The sequence below is a fragment of the Cellulosimicrobium cellulans genome (assembly GCF_024124905.1).
Classification (GTDB): Bacteria; Actinomycetota; Actinomycetes; order Actinomycetales; family Cellulomonadaceae; genus Cellulosimicrobium; species Cellulosimicrobium cellulans_G.
Genome location: NZ_JAMXST010000003.1, coordinates 471703 through 485184, shown reverse-complemented (window position 1 = coordinate 485184; position 13482 = coordinate 471703). Strand labels below are relative to the sequence as shown.

11 protein-coding genes are annotated in these 13482 nt (G+C 72.9%); 2 read left to right on the top strand and 9 right to left on the bottom strand.

The features are described from left to right. Nucleotides 1–83: 83 nt before the first annotated feature. Nucleotides 84–455 (top strand): hypothetical protein, encoded by a 372-nt coding sequence (locus NHH00_RS10895; protein WP_253051988.1) that lies wholly within the window; start codon nt 84–86, stop codon nt 453–455. 211 nt (nt 456–666) lie between these two features. Here NHH00_RS10895 and NHH00_RS10890 read toward each other — a convergent pair whose 3' ends face one another. The 3 genes from NHH00_RS10890 to aztD all read right to left on the bottom strand — a co-directional run bounded on the left by NHH00_RS10890 (nt 667) and on the right by aztD (nt 3076). After that, nucleotides 667–948: an HU family DNA-binding protein gene (locus NHH00_RS10890; RefSeq protein WP_087470693.1), complete on the bottom strand. Its 282-nt coding sequence runs from the start codon at nt 946–948 to the stop codon at nt 667–669. 177 nt (nt 949–1125) lie between these two features. Continuing rightward, the gene (locus tag NHH00_RS10885) at nt 1126–1539 is read right to left on the bottom strand and encodes a Fur family transcriptional regulator (RefSeq protein WP_308202292.1); all 414 of its coding nucleotides are present in this window, start codon (nt 1537–1539) and stop codon (nt 1126–1128) included. A gap of 124 nt (nt 1540–1663) precedes the next feature. Next, nucleotides 1664–3076: a zinc metallochaperone AztD gene (gene aztD, locus NHH00_RS10880; RefSeq protein ID WP_253051986.1), complete on the bottom strand. Its 1413-nt coding sequence runs from the start codon at nt 3074–3076 to the stop codon at nt 1664–1666. A gap of 165 nt (nt 3077–3241) precedes the next feature. Here aztD and NHH00_RS10875 point away from each other — a divergent pair, with 165 nt between their 5' ends. Continuing rightward, entirely contained in the window at nt 3242–4300 is a 1059-nt protein-coding gene (locus NHH00_RS10875; RefSeq protein WP_253051984.1) for a CobW family GTP-binding protein, read from the top strand. A gap of 84 nt (nt 4301–4384) precedes the next feature. On the opposite strand, the gene NHH00_RS10870 is transcribed toward NHH00_RS10875, so the two are convergent. From NHH00_RS10870 to NHH00_RS10845, 6 genes are all read right to left on the bottom strand, one after another. Next, nucleotides 4385–7960, bottom strand: coding sequence for a choice-of-anchor M domain-containing protein (locus tag NHH00_RS10870; protein ID WP_290445163.1), 3576 nt, complete (start codon nt 7958–7960; stop codon nt 4385–4387). A 194-nt stretch (nt 7961–8154) separates the two neighbouring features. After that, a complete protein-coding gene (locus NHH00_RS10865) occupies nt 8155–8736 on the bottom strand; it encodes a hypothetical protein (RefSeq protein WP_253051982.1) in 582 nt (193 codons plus the stop codon). 168 nt (nt 8737–8904) lie between these two features. Then, the gene (locus NHH00_RS10860; protein ID WP_253051980.1) at nt 8905–9849 is read right to left on the bottom strand and encodes an anchored repeat-type ABC transporter permease subunit; all 945 of its coding nucleotides are present in this window, start codon (nt 9847–9849) and stop codon (nt 8905–8907) included. Further along, nucleotides 9846–10628: an anchored repeat-type ABC transporter ATP-binding subunit gene (locus tag NHH00_RS10855; protein ID WP_253051978.1), complete on the bottom strand. Its 783-nt coding sequence runs from the start codon at nt 10626–10628 to the stop codon at nt 9846–9848. The genes NHH00_RS10860 and NHH00_RS10855 overlap by 4 nt, the downstream gene beginning before the upstream one ends. 71 nt (nt 10629–10699) lie before the next feature. Further along, entirely contained in the window at nt 10700–11776 is a 1077-nt protein-coding gene (locus tag NHH00_RS10850) for a choice-of-anchor M domain-containing protein (RefSeq protein ID WP_253051976.1), read from the bottom strand. A gap of 63 nt (nt 11777–11839) precedes the next feature. Continuing rightward, on the bottom strand, nt 11840–13420 hold the full coding sequence (locus NHH00_RS10845) for an anchored repeat ABC transporter, substrate-binding protein (protein WP_253051974.1): 1581 nt from the start codon (nt 13418–13420) through the stop codon (nt 11840–11842). Between the last annotated feature and the right edge of the window lie 62 nt (nt 13421–13482).

Below are 13482 nucleotides of genomic sequence, written 5' to 3'. Positions count from 1 at the left end.
TCCCGAGGGCCGTCCGCCCGAGCGGCGGCGACACAGCGGTCACACCCCGTCACAGCCAGCCACGAACGCCACGAGGAGCCAGCATGGCCACGGTCGACTACTTCCTGTCCGGCGACCCCGAGGTCGCCAAGCAGCACCTGCACGCCGCGCTCCAGGAGCAGGGCTTCACCGTCACCACGCGCCCGACGGGCCAGTGGGCCGCCGAGCGCGGGAGCAAGCAGAAGACGTTCTGGCTCGGCGCGTTCGCCGGCAAGGCGCAGCACCTCGTCTTCACGGTCGACTTCATGCTCCACGGCGACCAGCTCGTCGCCCGCATCGACCGCCCGACGGGGCACGGCGCCATGGCCGGTGCCATCGGCGTGGCCCGCTCGAACAAGGCGTTCTCCGAGGTCGACCAGGCGATCGGCACGCGCCTGACCCAGCACGGCATCCTCGCGAACGTCGTCCACGCCTGACCCCCCACCCCCCGGCCCCCCACCCCTCGCGCCGAACACGCCTCCACCCCGCGTCGAGAACGACCTGAGGGTCGTTATCGGGCGCATAGCGACCCTCATGTCGTGTTCGGCGCTGGGGCGGGGAACGGGGACGACGAAGGCCCGGAGCCCCTCACGGGGTTCCGGGCCTTCGTGCTGCTGACCGGACCGGCAGCGGCCGGTCAGCGAGACGTCACTTGGCGACGGCCTTCTTGAGCAGGCTGCCGGCGCTGATCTTCACGCCGAAGCCGGCCGGGATCGAGATCTCCTCGCCCGTACGGGGGTTGCGGCCCGTGCGGGCGGCACGCTCGACGCGCTCGACGGACAGGAGGCCCGTGACCTTGACGGCCTCGCCCTTGCCCAGCGACTCGATGAGCACCTCCTGGAAGGCGTTGAGGGCCTTCTCGGCGTCCGCCTTCGACAGGTCGGCCTTGCTGGCGATGGCCGAGACGAGCTCGGACTTGTTGAGCGACATGCGAATCCCTTCTTCGGTTCACGACGCGCGGTGGTCACCACCCGTCGTCACGGTCTCAGTGTGCCAGCCGCGAGGCCGTGCACCGGGGACAACACTAGGGAACACGCGGAGTTTCGCGCGACTTCTCGGGCCGATCGCGTCCGGCGCGCCGCGCCGTGAGCCCCGCGCGCAGGGCCGTCAGGCGCGATCGGAGCGCGCCTGTCCGTCGCGAGCCCGGCACTCCGCGCACGTGCCGAAGAGCTCCACGACATGCTCGATGTCCACGAACCCGTGCGTCCCGCCGACGCTCCGCGCCCACGACTCGACGCTCGGACCGTCGATCTCCTCCGCGCGGCCGCACGAGCGGCACACGAGGTGGTGGTGGTGCTCCGCGCGGGCGCAGCGCCGGTAGAGGCTCTCGCCCTCGGCGGTGCGCAGGCTGTCGACCACGCCGGCGTCCGCGAGCGCCTGGAGGCCCCGGTAGACCGTCGCGAGCCCGACGGCATCGCCGCGGGCCCGCAGGTCCTGGTGGATCGCCTGCGCGCTGCGGAAGCCCTCCTGCTCCTCGATCGCCTCGAGCAGTGCCGCCCGCTGGCGCGTCATCCTCTGCACGACACCCACCTCCCGCTCGGTCAACGCCCGAGGATCTCACGGGATTCCGGGGCACGCTGACGCCGCGGCCCGCCCCCGGGAGGGCGGACCGCGGCGTGTCGGCACCGTGCGGGCCCCGGTCGGGTCAGCCCTGCGAGGCCGTCTCCTCGTCGGCGTGCTCGTGGTCGTGGCCGTCCTCGGAGTGCTCGTCCTCCGCGTGCTCGCCCTCGGAGTGCTCGTGACCCTCCTCCGCGTGCTCGCCCTCGTCGCCGTGCTCGTGCGCGGTGTCGCTCGTCGCGGCAGCACCGGAGACGCCGTTGATCTCGTTGGGCTCGACGTCGAGGTCGACGCTGTTCCACACCTCGCCGGTCTCGATGTCGACGGCGTGGATCGCCTTGTTCGCCGGGTCCGTGACGTAAGCCGAGCCGTCGAGCACGAAGATCGCCGGGCGCGGGGACTGCCACTCGTCCGGCTCCTCCCACGCCTCGATGACCGGGATCGAGCGGACGAGCACCTTGGTCTCCGGGTCGATGACGTGGATCTGCCCGTCGGTGCCGAGCACGAGCGCCTCGCCGTCGTCACCGCGCGCGAGCGAGCGGAAGGTGTAGCTCGACGGGAGGTCGACGAGCGTCAGCTCGCCGGTCGCGGTGTCGGTCAGGGAGACGCGCGTCGGGCGCTCGAGCTCGGCGTCCGGGTCGGACTTGTAGTCGCCGAGGACGACGGTCGACGCCTCGGAACCGGCCTGGTTGCCGATGCGGCCGTATGCGTCAGGGCTCGCGACCTTCGTGATCTGCCCGTCCTTGTAGACGAGGACGCCGTCCTCGCACCCGACGAGCACGGCGTCGTCGGCCGCGACGGCCTCACCGTGGACGCCCGGGCACTCGTCGGAGGCCGCGATCTCGCGATCATCGGCGTCGAGCGCGCGGATGCCGGTGCGCGCGTCCTCGGTGCCCTCGGACACGACGAGCGTGCCGTCGTGCAGCTCGATCGCGACGCCGTGGTGCGCCTCGGGGGTCGTGTGCTCGCGCGTATCGCGAGCGTCGTCGGCCACCGCGGCGGAGTCGAGGACGGTCACGTGGCCGGTGCCGTCGTCGAAGAGGGCGGTCCGGCCGTCGTGCACGACGACGTGGCCCGGCTTCTCCGCCTCGAACACCGTGTCGGTGAGCTCCGGGTCCGCCGTGTAGTAGTGCGAGTGGTCGCCGTGCGGCTCGGCCCACGTGCCGGCGTCGAGGACCTGGAAGCCGCCGGACGTGGAAACGAGCAGGTGGCGGCCGTCGCCCGCCCCGTTGAGGCGGTTGAAGCCGTCCAGCTCGATGTCGTCGACGACCTCCAGGGTCGTGGCATCGAGGACCTGGATGCCGCCGTCGTACGTGACGGCGAGCCGCGGCGTCACGGTGGCGGCCTCGTTGGGCGCGCTCGTCGCCTCCTCGGTCGCGGCCTGGTCGGCACCGGGCTCCGCGTCGGTCTCGCCCGACGAGCAGGCGGCGAGGAACGTGAGCGGCAGGACGAGACCGAGAGCCGTCAGGCTCCGGGTCCGGGTGCGTGCTGAGGGGGTCATGCGTGGTCGGTCGTCGCGGGATCGGACGCGACGACCACTCCTTTCCGTGCAGGGGACGTGGCCGCGAGGCGGCTCCGCGCGACACCGTAACAGAAACTGGAATCATTCTCATTATCTCCTCGCCATCACTGTGCACCGATTCGACGGCGCGCTATCGTGCGCGGGATGAGCACGGCCCCAACATCCCGACCACGCAGAGCACCGCTCCCCGTGCTCGTGGTCTCGGGCTTCCTCGGGACGGGCAAGACGACCCTCGTCAACCACCTGCTCGCCCGTGCCGGCGGGCGTCGGCTCGCGATCGTCGTCAACGACTTCGGCCCGACGGGGATCGACCCGTTGCTCGTCGAGGGCGGCACCGAGAGCATCGACAGCGTGGCGGGCGGCTGCCTGTGCTGCGCCGCCGAGGACGACGACCTCCCACCCCTGCTGACGCGGCTCGCCCGCGCACGACGACGGGTCGACGCCGTCGTGATCGAGGCAAGCGGCCTCGCGGAGCCCGTGACGCTCGCGCGGCGCGTCGCGCTGCACCCCGACGTGCGCGTGTCCGCGCTCGTGCACGTCGTCGACGCCGCCGAGGGGCCGACGACGCTCGCCCAGCACCCCCGCCTGGCGCGCCACGTCGCGGCGGCGGACGTCGTCGTGCTCAACAAGGCCGACACCGCACCCGACCTCGACGCGACGACCGCGTGGTGCCGCGGGCTCAACGCTGCCGCTCCGCTCGTGCGGACCGTCGAGGGTCGGCTCGACCCGCGTCTCGTGCTCGACGACCCCGCGCCGCGCACCGCCCCGTGGCAGCCGTCGCTCGCCCTCGCGAGCGAGGGCTACGTGACCACCGGGGACGGACCCGGCCCCCACGGTTCCGATCGGCACGACGGGCACACCCACGTGCACGACCTCTACACCGCGCACGACCTCGTCGCCGACGCCCCGCTGCACCCCGCGCGCCTCGCGGCGCTGCTCGACCCGCGACCGCCCGGCCTGTTCCGCGCCAAGGGCGTCGTGCGCATCGCCGGGCCCGACAGCGCGTCCTCGTTCACGCTGCAGGTCGTGGGTCGGCAGGTGCGCTGGACGCGTCGCCGAGGCCCGGGCGACGGGACGAGCCGGCTCGTGTGCCTCGGGGCCGGCATGGACGACGCCCGCGTGCGCGCGTTGCTCGACGCGTGCCCGCTGCGGCCCGGAGAAGCCGTGACCGCGGACGATCTCGGTCGGCTGCCCGGCCGGTAGCGCAGCAGGCGCACGCGACGACGTCGCCCACGTCGCGCCGGCCCAGGACGTGAACCCGGGACCGGCGCGACGCAGGGGTGGCGCTCAGGACCTGCGCAGCGGTGCGCGCTCCCGCCCGGGCGCCGGCGCCAGACGGCGGCGAGAGGCGACGAGCAGCGTTCCCAGTCCCGCGACGAGGAGGGCTGTCGCCGCTGCGGCTGCCGCGTCGAGACCGGTCGTCGCGAGCGACCCACCCCTCATGCCCGACGCACCGTTCCCGGCGCCGGCGGTGCCGCCAGCACCATCGCCGGACGTGCCGGGGCTCGGCACGTCGGTCGGGCCGTCGGTCGGGCCGTCCGTGGGGTCGTCGACCGGGTCGTCGACCGGGTCGTCGACCGCCGGAGCGACGACGTTCAGAGGCGTCCAGCCGACGAGCGAGCCGTCGGCCTGGGTCACGGCGAGGCGGTGCGCACCGAGCGCGACGTCGTCGGGCAGCACGACCGTGTACGTACCGTCCGCCGCGACCTCCGCGGTGCCGAGGGCGACCGGGTCGGAGAACAGCCAGGACGCCACGGTCTCGCCCGCCGCCTCCGGACCCACGGACACCGGGACCGTGTCGCCGGGCGAGAACTCGCCCTCGACGCGCACGGTGCCGCGGCGGGCATCGGTGAGGTCGTCCTCGCTCGGGGCGCCCGGGTCCGTGGGGCCACCCGGGTCGGTCGGCCCCACGGCGACGTCGTCGGCCGTCATGCCGCAGTGCTGCTCGTCGACGCGCCGGGCGTCGACCCCGACGGCGAGCACGAGCGTCCCGCCGTCCGTCGCACCGGGGAGCTCCGCTCCGGACGCGTCGAGCGCCGTCTGGCGCACGTCGAGGCAGTACACGCCCGCGGCGGCGAACGCCCACGTCCCGTGCGCGTGCTCCGCGTACGTGAGGGACGCGTGCTCGGCGCCGTCGAGCAGGACGCGCGGCGCGCCCCAGTCGTCGCCGGCCGAGTCGTAGAGCGTGAACGACCCGGGCCCGCGCACGTCGTCGAGGTCCCAGCGCACGGCGTTCGCGCCGGAGCCCTCGGCCGCGTCGAGGTTCCACCCGGGCCACACGAGGTCGGCCCGCGGGCTCTCGGGCAGGAGCCACACCGGGTCGCCGGGCTCGCCGAGGAACGCGTAGGCAGGGTCGGCGGGGACCTGCTGGCGGGCGCCCTCGGGGACGTCGAGGACGACCTCGTCCAGGTCGTGCTCCAGCGCGGGCACCACGGAGTCGTCGCGGACGACGGTCTCGAGCACCGTGCCCGCCGCGTGGGCCGAGACGCGCGCGAGCAGGTCGACGTGCCCGCTGCTCAGGACCGTCCGGTCAGTGACGGGCCATACCGGGTCGGCCGGGTCGGTCGGGTCGGCCGGGTCGGTCGGGTCGGTCGGGTCGGTCGGGTCGGTCGGGTCGGTCGGGTCGGTCGGATCCGTGGGGTCTGCCGGCTCGCAGGGCTCGACGCCTGCTGGGTCGACACCCGCAGCGACGGTGAGAGTCGTGGTCCTCGCCACGGGTTCTCCGGCCGCCGTCGTGCCGGAGAGCGTCGTGGTGACGCAGTACCGTCCGGCGTCGGAGAAGCTCCAGCGCAGCAGGTTCGCCGCCCCCGGAGCCACCGTCGTCGACGTCGCCGGGTAGTCCGCGTGCGTCGACAGCAGGGCGCCCTTGTGCCCCGGGACGAGGGACTGCCACTCGTCGACGACGAGGAACGAGCCCGGGCCGTCGACGTCGTCGAGCGTCCAGGTGAGGTCGCCGTCGAGGGCGGCCGGGTCGAGGCCGGCCAGGTCGAGGCTCAGGTCGTTCGTCGCCGCGGACTGCGCGCGCAGCTCGTAGCCGCGCACGTACGGTTCCTCCGCGTCGCGCCAGTCCTCGCGCAGGGCCTCCACGGACAGGGAGTGCACGGTGTCGCCCGTCGCGACGACGACGTCGGCGAGGTCGTGGCGCACGCCCGACGACGCCCGGTCGCCCTCGACGAGCGAGAGGTCCAGCCCGGCGTCGGTCAGGCGCGGCGTCAGATGCGCGAAGTGCACGTGCTCGAGGTAGCGGGGCTCCTCGATGACGGCCGTCTCGCCGGCCGGCGCCTCGGCCGGGGCGACGACGTGGCTGACGGCGCGGTCGACGTCCGACTGCAGGCACGTGGGCGCCGAGGTCGGGTCGTACGACCTCCCGCCGACGACGAAGGTGAGCACGGTGTCGTCGCCGACGCGCGTGCCGTCCGTCTGGGTGGCATCGGCCGTGATCCGGACGCAGTACGTCCCGGGCGCCGTGAAGTCCCAGCTCAGGTGCTTGTGCGCGAGGCTCGGCGGGAGCGCCTGGTGCGCCTGCGGAAGCCCCTGCTTCGTCGAGAAGTACGGGGCCGCTCCGGAGCGCACGAACGCCTCGTCCGCGCCGAAGAAGAAGTCACCCGGTGCCGCACCGCCGTCGAGCCCGGTCACCGAGACGACGCGCAGGTTCGGCAGCCGCTCGTAGTCCGTCGCGTCGAAGTGCTCGGACGCGAGACCGAGCCAGGCGATGTTCGGCTTGGGCTGCTTGGGCAACCGGTAGATCGTCTCGCCCGCGGGCGCGAGGAACGTCGAGTCCGCCGAGGCCGTCGGCTCGGGCACGGTGACGCGCGCGGCGTCCGGGACGTGCACGACCGTCGTGGCCGGCTCGTGCCACGTCTCCGACGACGTGGTCGACTCGCGCAGCAGCAGGCGCAGCGCGTCGTCGCCAGGACGCAACGAGAGGTCCGTGTGCGTCGGCGGCAGCACCGTGTTGTTGCGCGGGTCGGTGAGGTCACCTGGCTCGACGGGGTCCACCGGGTCGACAGGATCCACCGGGTCGACGGGCTCCTCGCCCTCGGGCGGCAGCACCGGCTGACCCGGGTCGACGGCGGCCCCGCACTCTGCGGTGGCGGCGTCCGGGACGTTGCCGACCGCGACCCGCAGCGTCACCGGCTCCGAGGAGACGACCTCGCCGCCGGTCGTGGTGATCTCGGCGCGCAGGTGCACGCAGTGGAGCCCGAGCTCGGTGAAGTACACCGAGTCGGACGTCGAGTGCTGGCCGGGGTTCATCGTCAACGGCTCGAACGGGGCAGCCATGTCGTGTGCGGCGTACCAGCCTCGCGCCGGCGTGCCCTCGATGAAGACACCGGGCTTGCCGAACGCGACCAGGCCGCCCCCCTCGACGTCGTCGACCACCCAGCGCACCCCGCCGGCCACGACGTCGGTCCGCGACATCCCGTAGGTGCTCAGGACGATCGTCGCGGCCGTGCCTTCGAAGCCGCTCGCCGGGACGGAGCGTTGCGTCCCGTAGACGGTGGTCCCCTCCGGTCCCAGCGGTGCCCACGTCGCGTCGGCGGGGACGATGCCCTGCTTGGGGCGGGGCACGGAGACGACGACGTCCTCCACGCCGTACCGGGACTGCACGTCCTTGGGAGCGGTGGTCGTCGTCGGCCCGTGTCCCAGGTCGATCGTCGTCCGGCCGTCCGCGTACGCAGCGGTGAGGAACGACACCCCCTCGTCGATCAGGACGGGAGCCCTCGTGGGGACCGGGGCGAGCGCGCCCGCCCCGTCGAGGCCGTGGGCCACCGGAGCGAGGGGCAGGGCGATTCCTGCTGCCAGCACTCCCGCCACCGCGGCGCGGCGCGCCGCTCGCCCGGCCGGGGTCCGGCGTCCTGTCATCTGTCGTCCCACTGCGTTCGTCCGTCCTGGTTCGTCGGGACGCGCCGTGCGTCGACGCGTCGTCCATCCGTTCACGTCCGGCACCCGCCGGGCCGGCGCTCGCGAGCCTCGTCGCCGACGCCTCCCTCCGGCGGAGCGCGGCAGGCGTGCGTGCGGGCGGGGCACAGCGCCCCGCCCGCACGCACGTGCACCCGTCAGGAGCTCTTGAGGGGGAGCTCCTCGGACGTCGCCCACGGCACGCCGTCGACGCTCACGTCGAACGTGAGGACGTACGTGCCAGTCGTGGCGAACGACCACCCGACGTCCTCGTGACCGCCGGCTCCGAGCGTGACCGATCCCGAGGAGGCGGTCTTGCTCGCCGAGAACACGCCCGCGAGCCCGCTCGCCGACAGCGACGTCCCCGTGCTCGACGCGGCCAGGGTGTTCGCCGTGAACTCGACCTCGGAGAGGTCGCACGTCGCGTCCTCCTCCACGGCGAAGCCGACCGACGGGCCGTTCGCGCCGCCGCCCGTGAAGGCCAGCCAGTCACCCACGGGCAACTCGACGTGCGCGCCACCGACGTGCTCGTGGACGTGCGCGTGCACATCCACGACCTCGCCGTTCGCGTCGCACTCGATCTCCGCGGCCACGTCGAAGTGTCCGCTCGTCCGGTCGGCGGCCGCCGCCGACGTGGCGAGCGCCGAGGCGAGCCCGACGGTCGCCACCGCCGTCCCGAGGACCGTGCCCAGAACCGTCACGCCCGTCCGGGCACCCCCTGCCGTACGCATCCGATGCATCGTCGTCTCCTTGTCCAGCCCGCTCACCCTGAGCGAGCATTAATGATAATGATTCTCAGTTAGCGTCTGCGCAATCCCTGGGCCCTCACGTCTCACCGTGCGGACGAAGCGGGCACCGCTCGCCAGAGCCATGGGCGGGCGACCGGCCACGTCGACGCGGCGCGCGACCTACGGCGCCGTCGTCGCGGGTTCTCGGTCGTCCGACGCTCCGGGGGCCTGAGCCAGGCCGCCCGCCTCCTCTTCGGGCGTGCGCGCGGACGCGTGCGCACGGCGGCGTGCCAGGAGGCCGTGGCGCGGGGCGAGGAACCATGCGAGCAGGAAGACGGTGGTCGCGACGAGGACGATCGTGCCGCCCGCGGGCAGGTCGAGGCTCCACGACAGGTAGAGCCCGACGAGGGCCGAGCCGCCGCCGATCACGGGCGCGAGGAGCATCATCACGCCGAGCCGGTCGGTGAGCAGCCGCGCCGCGGCCGCGGGGGTGATGAGCAGCGCGAGCACGAGGATGTTCCCGATCGTCTGCACCGAGATGACGATCGCGATCGTCACCAGCACGTACAGCACGAGGTCGAGCCAGAACACCGGCAGGCCGGCGGAGCGGGCCATCTCCCGGTCGAGGCTCACCGCGACGAACTCCTTGTGCAGGAGGAAGGCGAGCAGGAGCAGGACGGTCCCCGCGACGGCGACCACGGCGACGTCCTCGTCGGGGATGCCCGTGATCGAGCCGAAGAGGAACTGCTGCAGCGACCCGGCGTACCCGGGTGCCGTCGAGATGACGACGATGCCGAGCGCGAACGCGGCGACGAAGAAGACCCCGATGATCGAGTCCTCCTTGAGCCGCCGGTTCTGGGAGAACACGGCGACGAGGACCGCCGTGACGACGCCCGCGACCGCGCCGCCGAGGACCAGCGAGCCCTGCAGCACGAAGGCGACCGCGAGGCCGGGGAAGACGGCGTGCGCGACGGCGTCGCCGATGAACGCCATGCCGCGGAGCACGACGTGGCACCCGATGACGCCGCACACGACGCTCGACATCACGGCGACGAGGAGCGCTTTGGGCAGGAACGCGAGGTCGGGATTGAGCAGGTCCTGGACGAAGTCCCCGATCGAGATCACGCGTCCGCCTCCTTCTCGTGGGTCGGGGCAGCGGAGGTGGAGGCAGCGGGAGCGAGCCCGAGCGAGGCGAGCAGCGGCGAGGACGCCGAGATGCCGAACGCGCGCATCCACAGGTCGGGGTCCGCGAGCTCCGCGGGCGTGCCCGTCGCGACGACGGTGCGGTTGAGCAGGCAGACACGCGTGCACGCGTGCATCGCCGCTACGAGGTCGTGCGTCGTCATGAGCACAGCCTGGCCGTCCTCGCGCGCGAGCTCGGCGAACAGGTCGGTGAGCAGCTCCTGCGTCGGGACGTCGAGGCCGGTGAACGGCTCGTCGAGGAGCAGCGCGCGGGGCCGCAGCGCGAGGGCGCGAGCGACGAGGACCCGCTGGCGCTGGCCGCCGGACAGCTCCCCTACCGGGCGCCGGCGGAGGTGCGTCATGCGCACGCGGTCGAGCGCCTCACGCACCGCGCGGTAGTCCGCCACACCGGCCCTGCGCAACCAGCCGATGCTCCGCACCCGCCCGGACAGCACGGCGTCCTCCACGGAGATCGGGAAGTCCCACGCGAACTCGTGCCGCTGGGGCACGTACCCGATCCCCGCCGAGGCGGAACGCCCGCCCGCGCCGTCCACGAGGACCTCGCCCGACCTGCGTCGGACGAGACCGAGAACCGCCCGCAGGAGCGTCGTCTTGCCCGCGCCGTTGGGACCGATCAGCCCGACGAGCTCGCCGGCACCCACGTCGAGACTCGCGTCACGCAGCACGAGCCGGCCCCCGAGCTCGACCGACACGTCGCGCACCCGGAGCACCGGAACACCCCCGCTGCCTTCTCTCGTGGTCGACGACGTCGTGTCCGCAACGGCCGGCGCGCTCACGAGCGGTCCTTCGCGCCGTCGGCGGACCCCGCGTGGGCGTCACCGCCGTCAGCCTCTTGCTCGGCGAGCGCGCGAGCGCGGCGGCCCCGGACGACCGTCACGACGACGGCGGCCACGAGCACCAGCGCCGCGAGCCCGACCCAGAGTGCCACGCCGGACGCCGACGCATCCTCGCTCTCGGGGTCGGTGACCTCGTCCGCCTCGTCGGCGTCGTCCGCCGGGTCGGTTTCCGTGTCCGGGGCGTCCGTGGTGGGCTCTGTCGTCCCCTCGGCCGGTTCCTCGTTCGCGGCGGGGAAAGCGGTCTGCGGGTCGGTGGAGGTGCCGACCGCGAAGCGCAGGACGCCGGGATCCTCGACGTGGGTCCCGTCGGTGAGGTCGGCGAGCATCGTCACGTCGAGCGTGTAGACGCCGGGCTCGGTGAACACCCAGTTGGCATGGACGTGCGTGTTGACGTCCATCCACAGATCCTGCGGGTACGCCGTCCCCGAGTTCCACAGGACGTTGGGTGGGCCCGTCACCCCCTCCTGGAGGAAGAGGAAGAACGAACCCGGCCCCTCGACCCCGTCGAGGCGCAGAGTCGCGCCCCGGTCGATGCGCTGCGTCACCTCGGGGTCCTGGGTGTTCCAGCCGAGCCAGACGACGGCCTGGTTCTGGGCCTGCGGCACGACGTAGAGAAGCGCTCCTGGCTCAACGCCGAGGAAGGCGTAGTCCTCGCTGTCCGGTGCCTCGAGGATCGACTCGTCGACGACGTGGAAGACCGTCTCGTCGGGGAACCGCCAGACGGGTGGCACGGCCCGGTCGTCCCGGGCCTGGAGCGTCCACGTGTCGTCGAGGAAGCGCGGGCCGACGTCGACGTGGCCGTCGGTGATGACTTCACGCCCTTCGACGCTCGCCTCGTTGCCCTCGACGGTCTGCTGCAGCGCCGGATCGTCCTCGATGTCGGCGGGCAGTGCCGACGCCCCCGAGCCGACGAGGAGTGCGCCGACGACGGCAAGGGTGACGAGCGCGGGCCGTCGCGCGGTGCCGTGCGACGACGCGTCGGCGTACGACCGGTCGGTGGTGCGGGTGTTCATGGGTGATCCTTCGTGCTAGCAGGGTGCCGCGATGGGTCGGGCACTCGCGTGGTCGTGGGTGGTTCAGGAGAGACAGCGTCTGAGCGAGTCCGCGTTGGCGCGCATCATCTCGACGTACGTCGTGACGTCGCGGTCGAACGCGTCGGAGTAGATGCGGCACACCTCGATGCCGTTCTCCTTCGCGACCTCGGTGAGGACCGACGAGCGCGCGATGAGGTTGGGTTCGAGGAAGACCGCGGGCACCTGCAGCGTGCGCACGGTCTGGGTGAGCTTGCGCCGCTCGGCGATGCTCGGCTCGGTCGCGGGGTTGGGCGTGACGAACCCGGCGATCTCGATCCCGTACGCCGCACCCAGATAGGCGAAGGCGTCGTGGGTCGTCACGAGGTAGCGCTGCGAGCGCGGGATGGACGCGATCGTGTCCTCGACGTACCGGTCTGTCTCCTGCAGCGTCTCGAGGTACGCCGCGGCGTTGGCGCGGTACTCTGCGGCGCCGTCCGGGTCTACGTCGACGAGCGTGTCCCGCATGATCTCGACGTACGCCTCGGCGTTGCGCACGTTCTGCCACAGGTGCGGGTCGATCTCGCCGTGCACGTGCTTGCCCAGCACGGCCTGCGGGAGCTGGTAGATCTGCTCCCCCGCCTTGCCCAGGAAGCGGAAGTCCTGACCGGCCGGCACGGGCGCGAGCGCCTTGTTCGGCACGGAGATCACCGTCTCGGCCGGGTCGTGCAGGTGGTGGTGACCTCCGACGTCGTGCTCGTCGTCGGCCGCGAGGACGACCCGCCCGTCGTCGAGCTCGACCGACACGTCCGCGTGACCGCCGGCGAGCACCGCCGCGTCCTCCATCCCCGGGACCGAGTACGGGTCGACCCCGACCGCGAACGTGATCGTCGAGGTGCCCATGCCGACCGGACGGGCGTCCGGCGTCGGTGCGAGCGCGGCGCTCAACGTCAGTCGGTACACGCCCGGCTCGGAGAACGTCCAGCTCATGTGGGTGTGGGCGTTCGTGGGCAGGGTCACGGTGTCCGCCGCGTACCCGTCGCCGGCGTCGAACCCGTCCGCCGAGTCGAAGTAGGTGCGTGGCTGGCCGAACGTCTCCGTGAGGTAGCCCGTGAGCTGGCCGGGCCCTTCCAGGCCGGTGGCGCTGAGGTGCACGTCCGAGGACCGCGTAGCGCCGTGCTCGGTGCCCGAGCCGCTCACGCGGAGCCCGAGCCAGATGGTGTCGAGGTTGACGTTCTCGACGAGGGGGATGATCTCCGCCGCGTACTTCACCGCCGACTCCGCGAGCGAGACGTTCGGGACCCCTTCGGGAAGGTTGGAGTCGAGCATCTTGATGATGTTGTGCTCCTCCAGCAGCATGTAGTTGCTGAAGGCGACGTCCGCGTAGACGACGTCGCGCACGTCGCGCAACGAGGGCTCGTAGGAGTGCGGGTCCCCGCCCTCCGGCACGAGCGACGTCACGACCGCGCGGTCCCCGGCGACGTTGCGCGCGAGGTCGGCGAGGATCCCGGTCGTGGTGACGACGTCGAGCGTGTCCGTCGACGGAGCATCCGGGCCGGACGCGCAGCCCGCCGTCACGAGGGCGAGGCCGAGGAGGGCCGCCGTAGCGGTCGCGCGGCGTCGCCGACGCCACCTACCCGTGGTCATGAGTCCAACTTTCGTTCTCGTGGTGCGCACACCGTCCTGCGACGACACAGGAGGAGGTGGAG

Coding starts and splice junctions, on each gene's coding strand:
- NHH00_RS10850 (WP_253051976.1), bottom strand. CDS start 11,776: ATGAACACCCGCACCACCGACCGGTCGTACGCCGACGCGTCGTCGCAC.
- NHH00_RS10895 (WP_253051988.1), top strand. CDS start 84: ATGGCCACGGTCGACTACTTCCTGTCCGGCGACCCCGAGGTCGCCAAG.
- NHH00_RS10875 (WP_253051984.1), top strand. CDS start 3,242: ATGAGCACGGCCCCAACATCCCGACCACGCAGAGCACCGCTCCCCGTG.
- aztD (WP_253051986.1), bottom strand. CDS start 3,076: ATGACCCCCTCAGCACGCACCCGGACCCGGAGCCTGACGGCTCTCGGT.
- NHH00_RS10845 (WP_253051974.1), bottom strand. CDS start 13,420: ATGACCACGGGTAGGTGGCGTCGGCGACGCCGCGCGACCGCTACGGCG.
- NHH00_RS10890 (WP_087470693.1), bottom strand. CDS start 948: ATGTCGCTCAACAAGTCCGAGCTCGTCTCGGCCATCGCCAGCAAGGCC.
- NHH00_RS10865 (WP_253051982.1), bottom strand. CDS start 8,736: ATGCATCGGATGCGTACGGCAGGGGGTGCCCGGACGGGCGTGACGGTT.
- NHH00_RS10870 (WP_290445163.1), bottom strand. CDS start 7,960: ATGACAGGACGCCGGACCCCGGCCGGGCGAGCGGCGCGCCGCGCCGCG.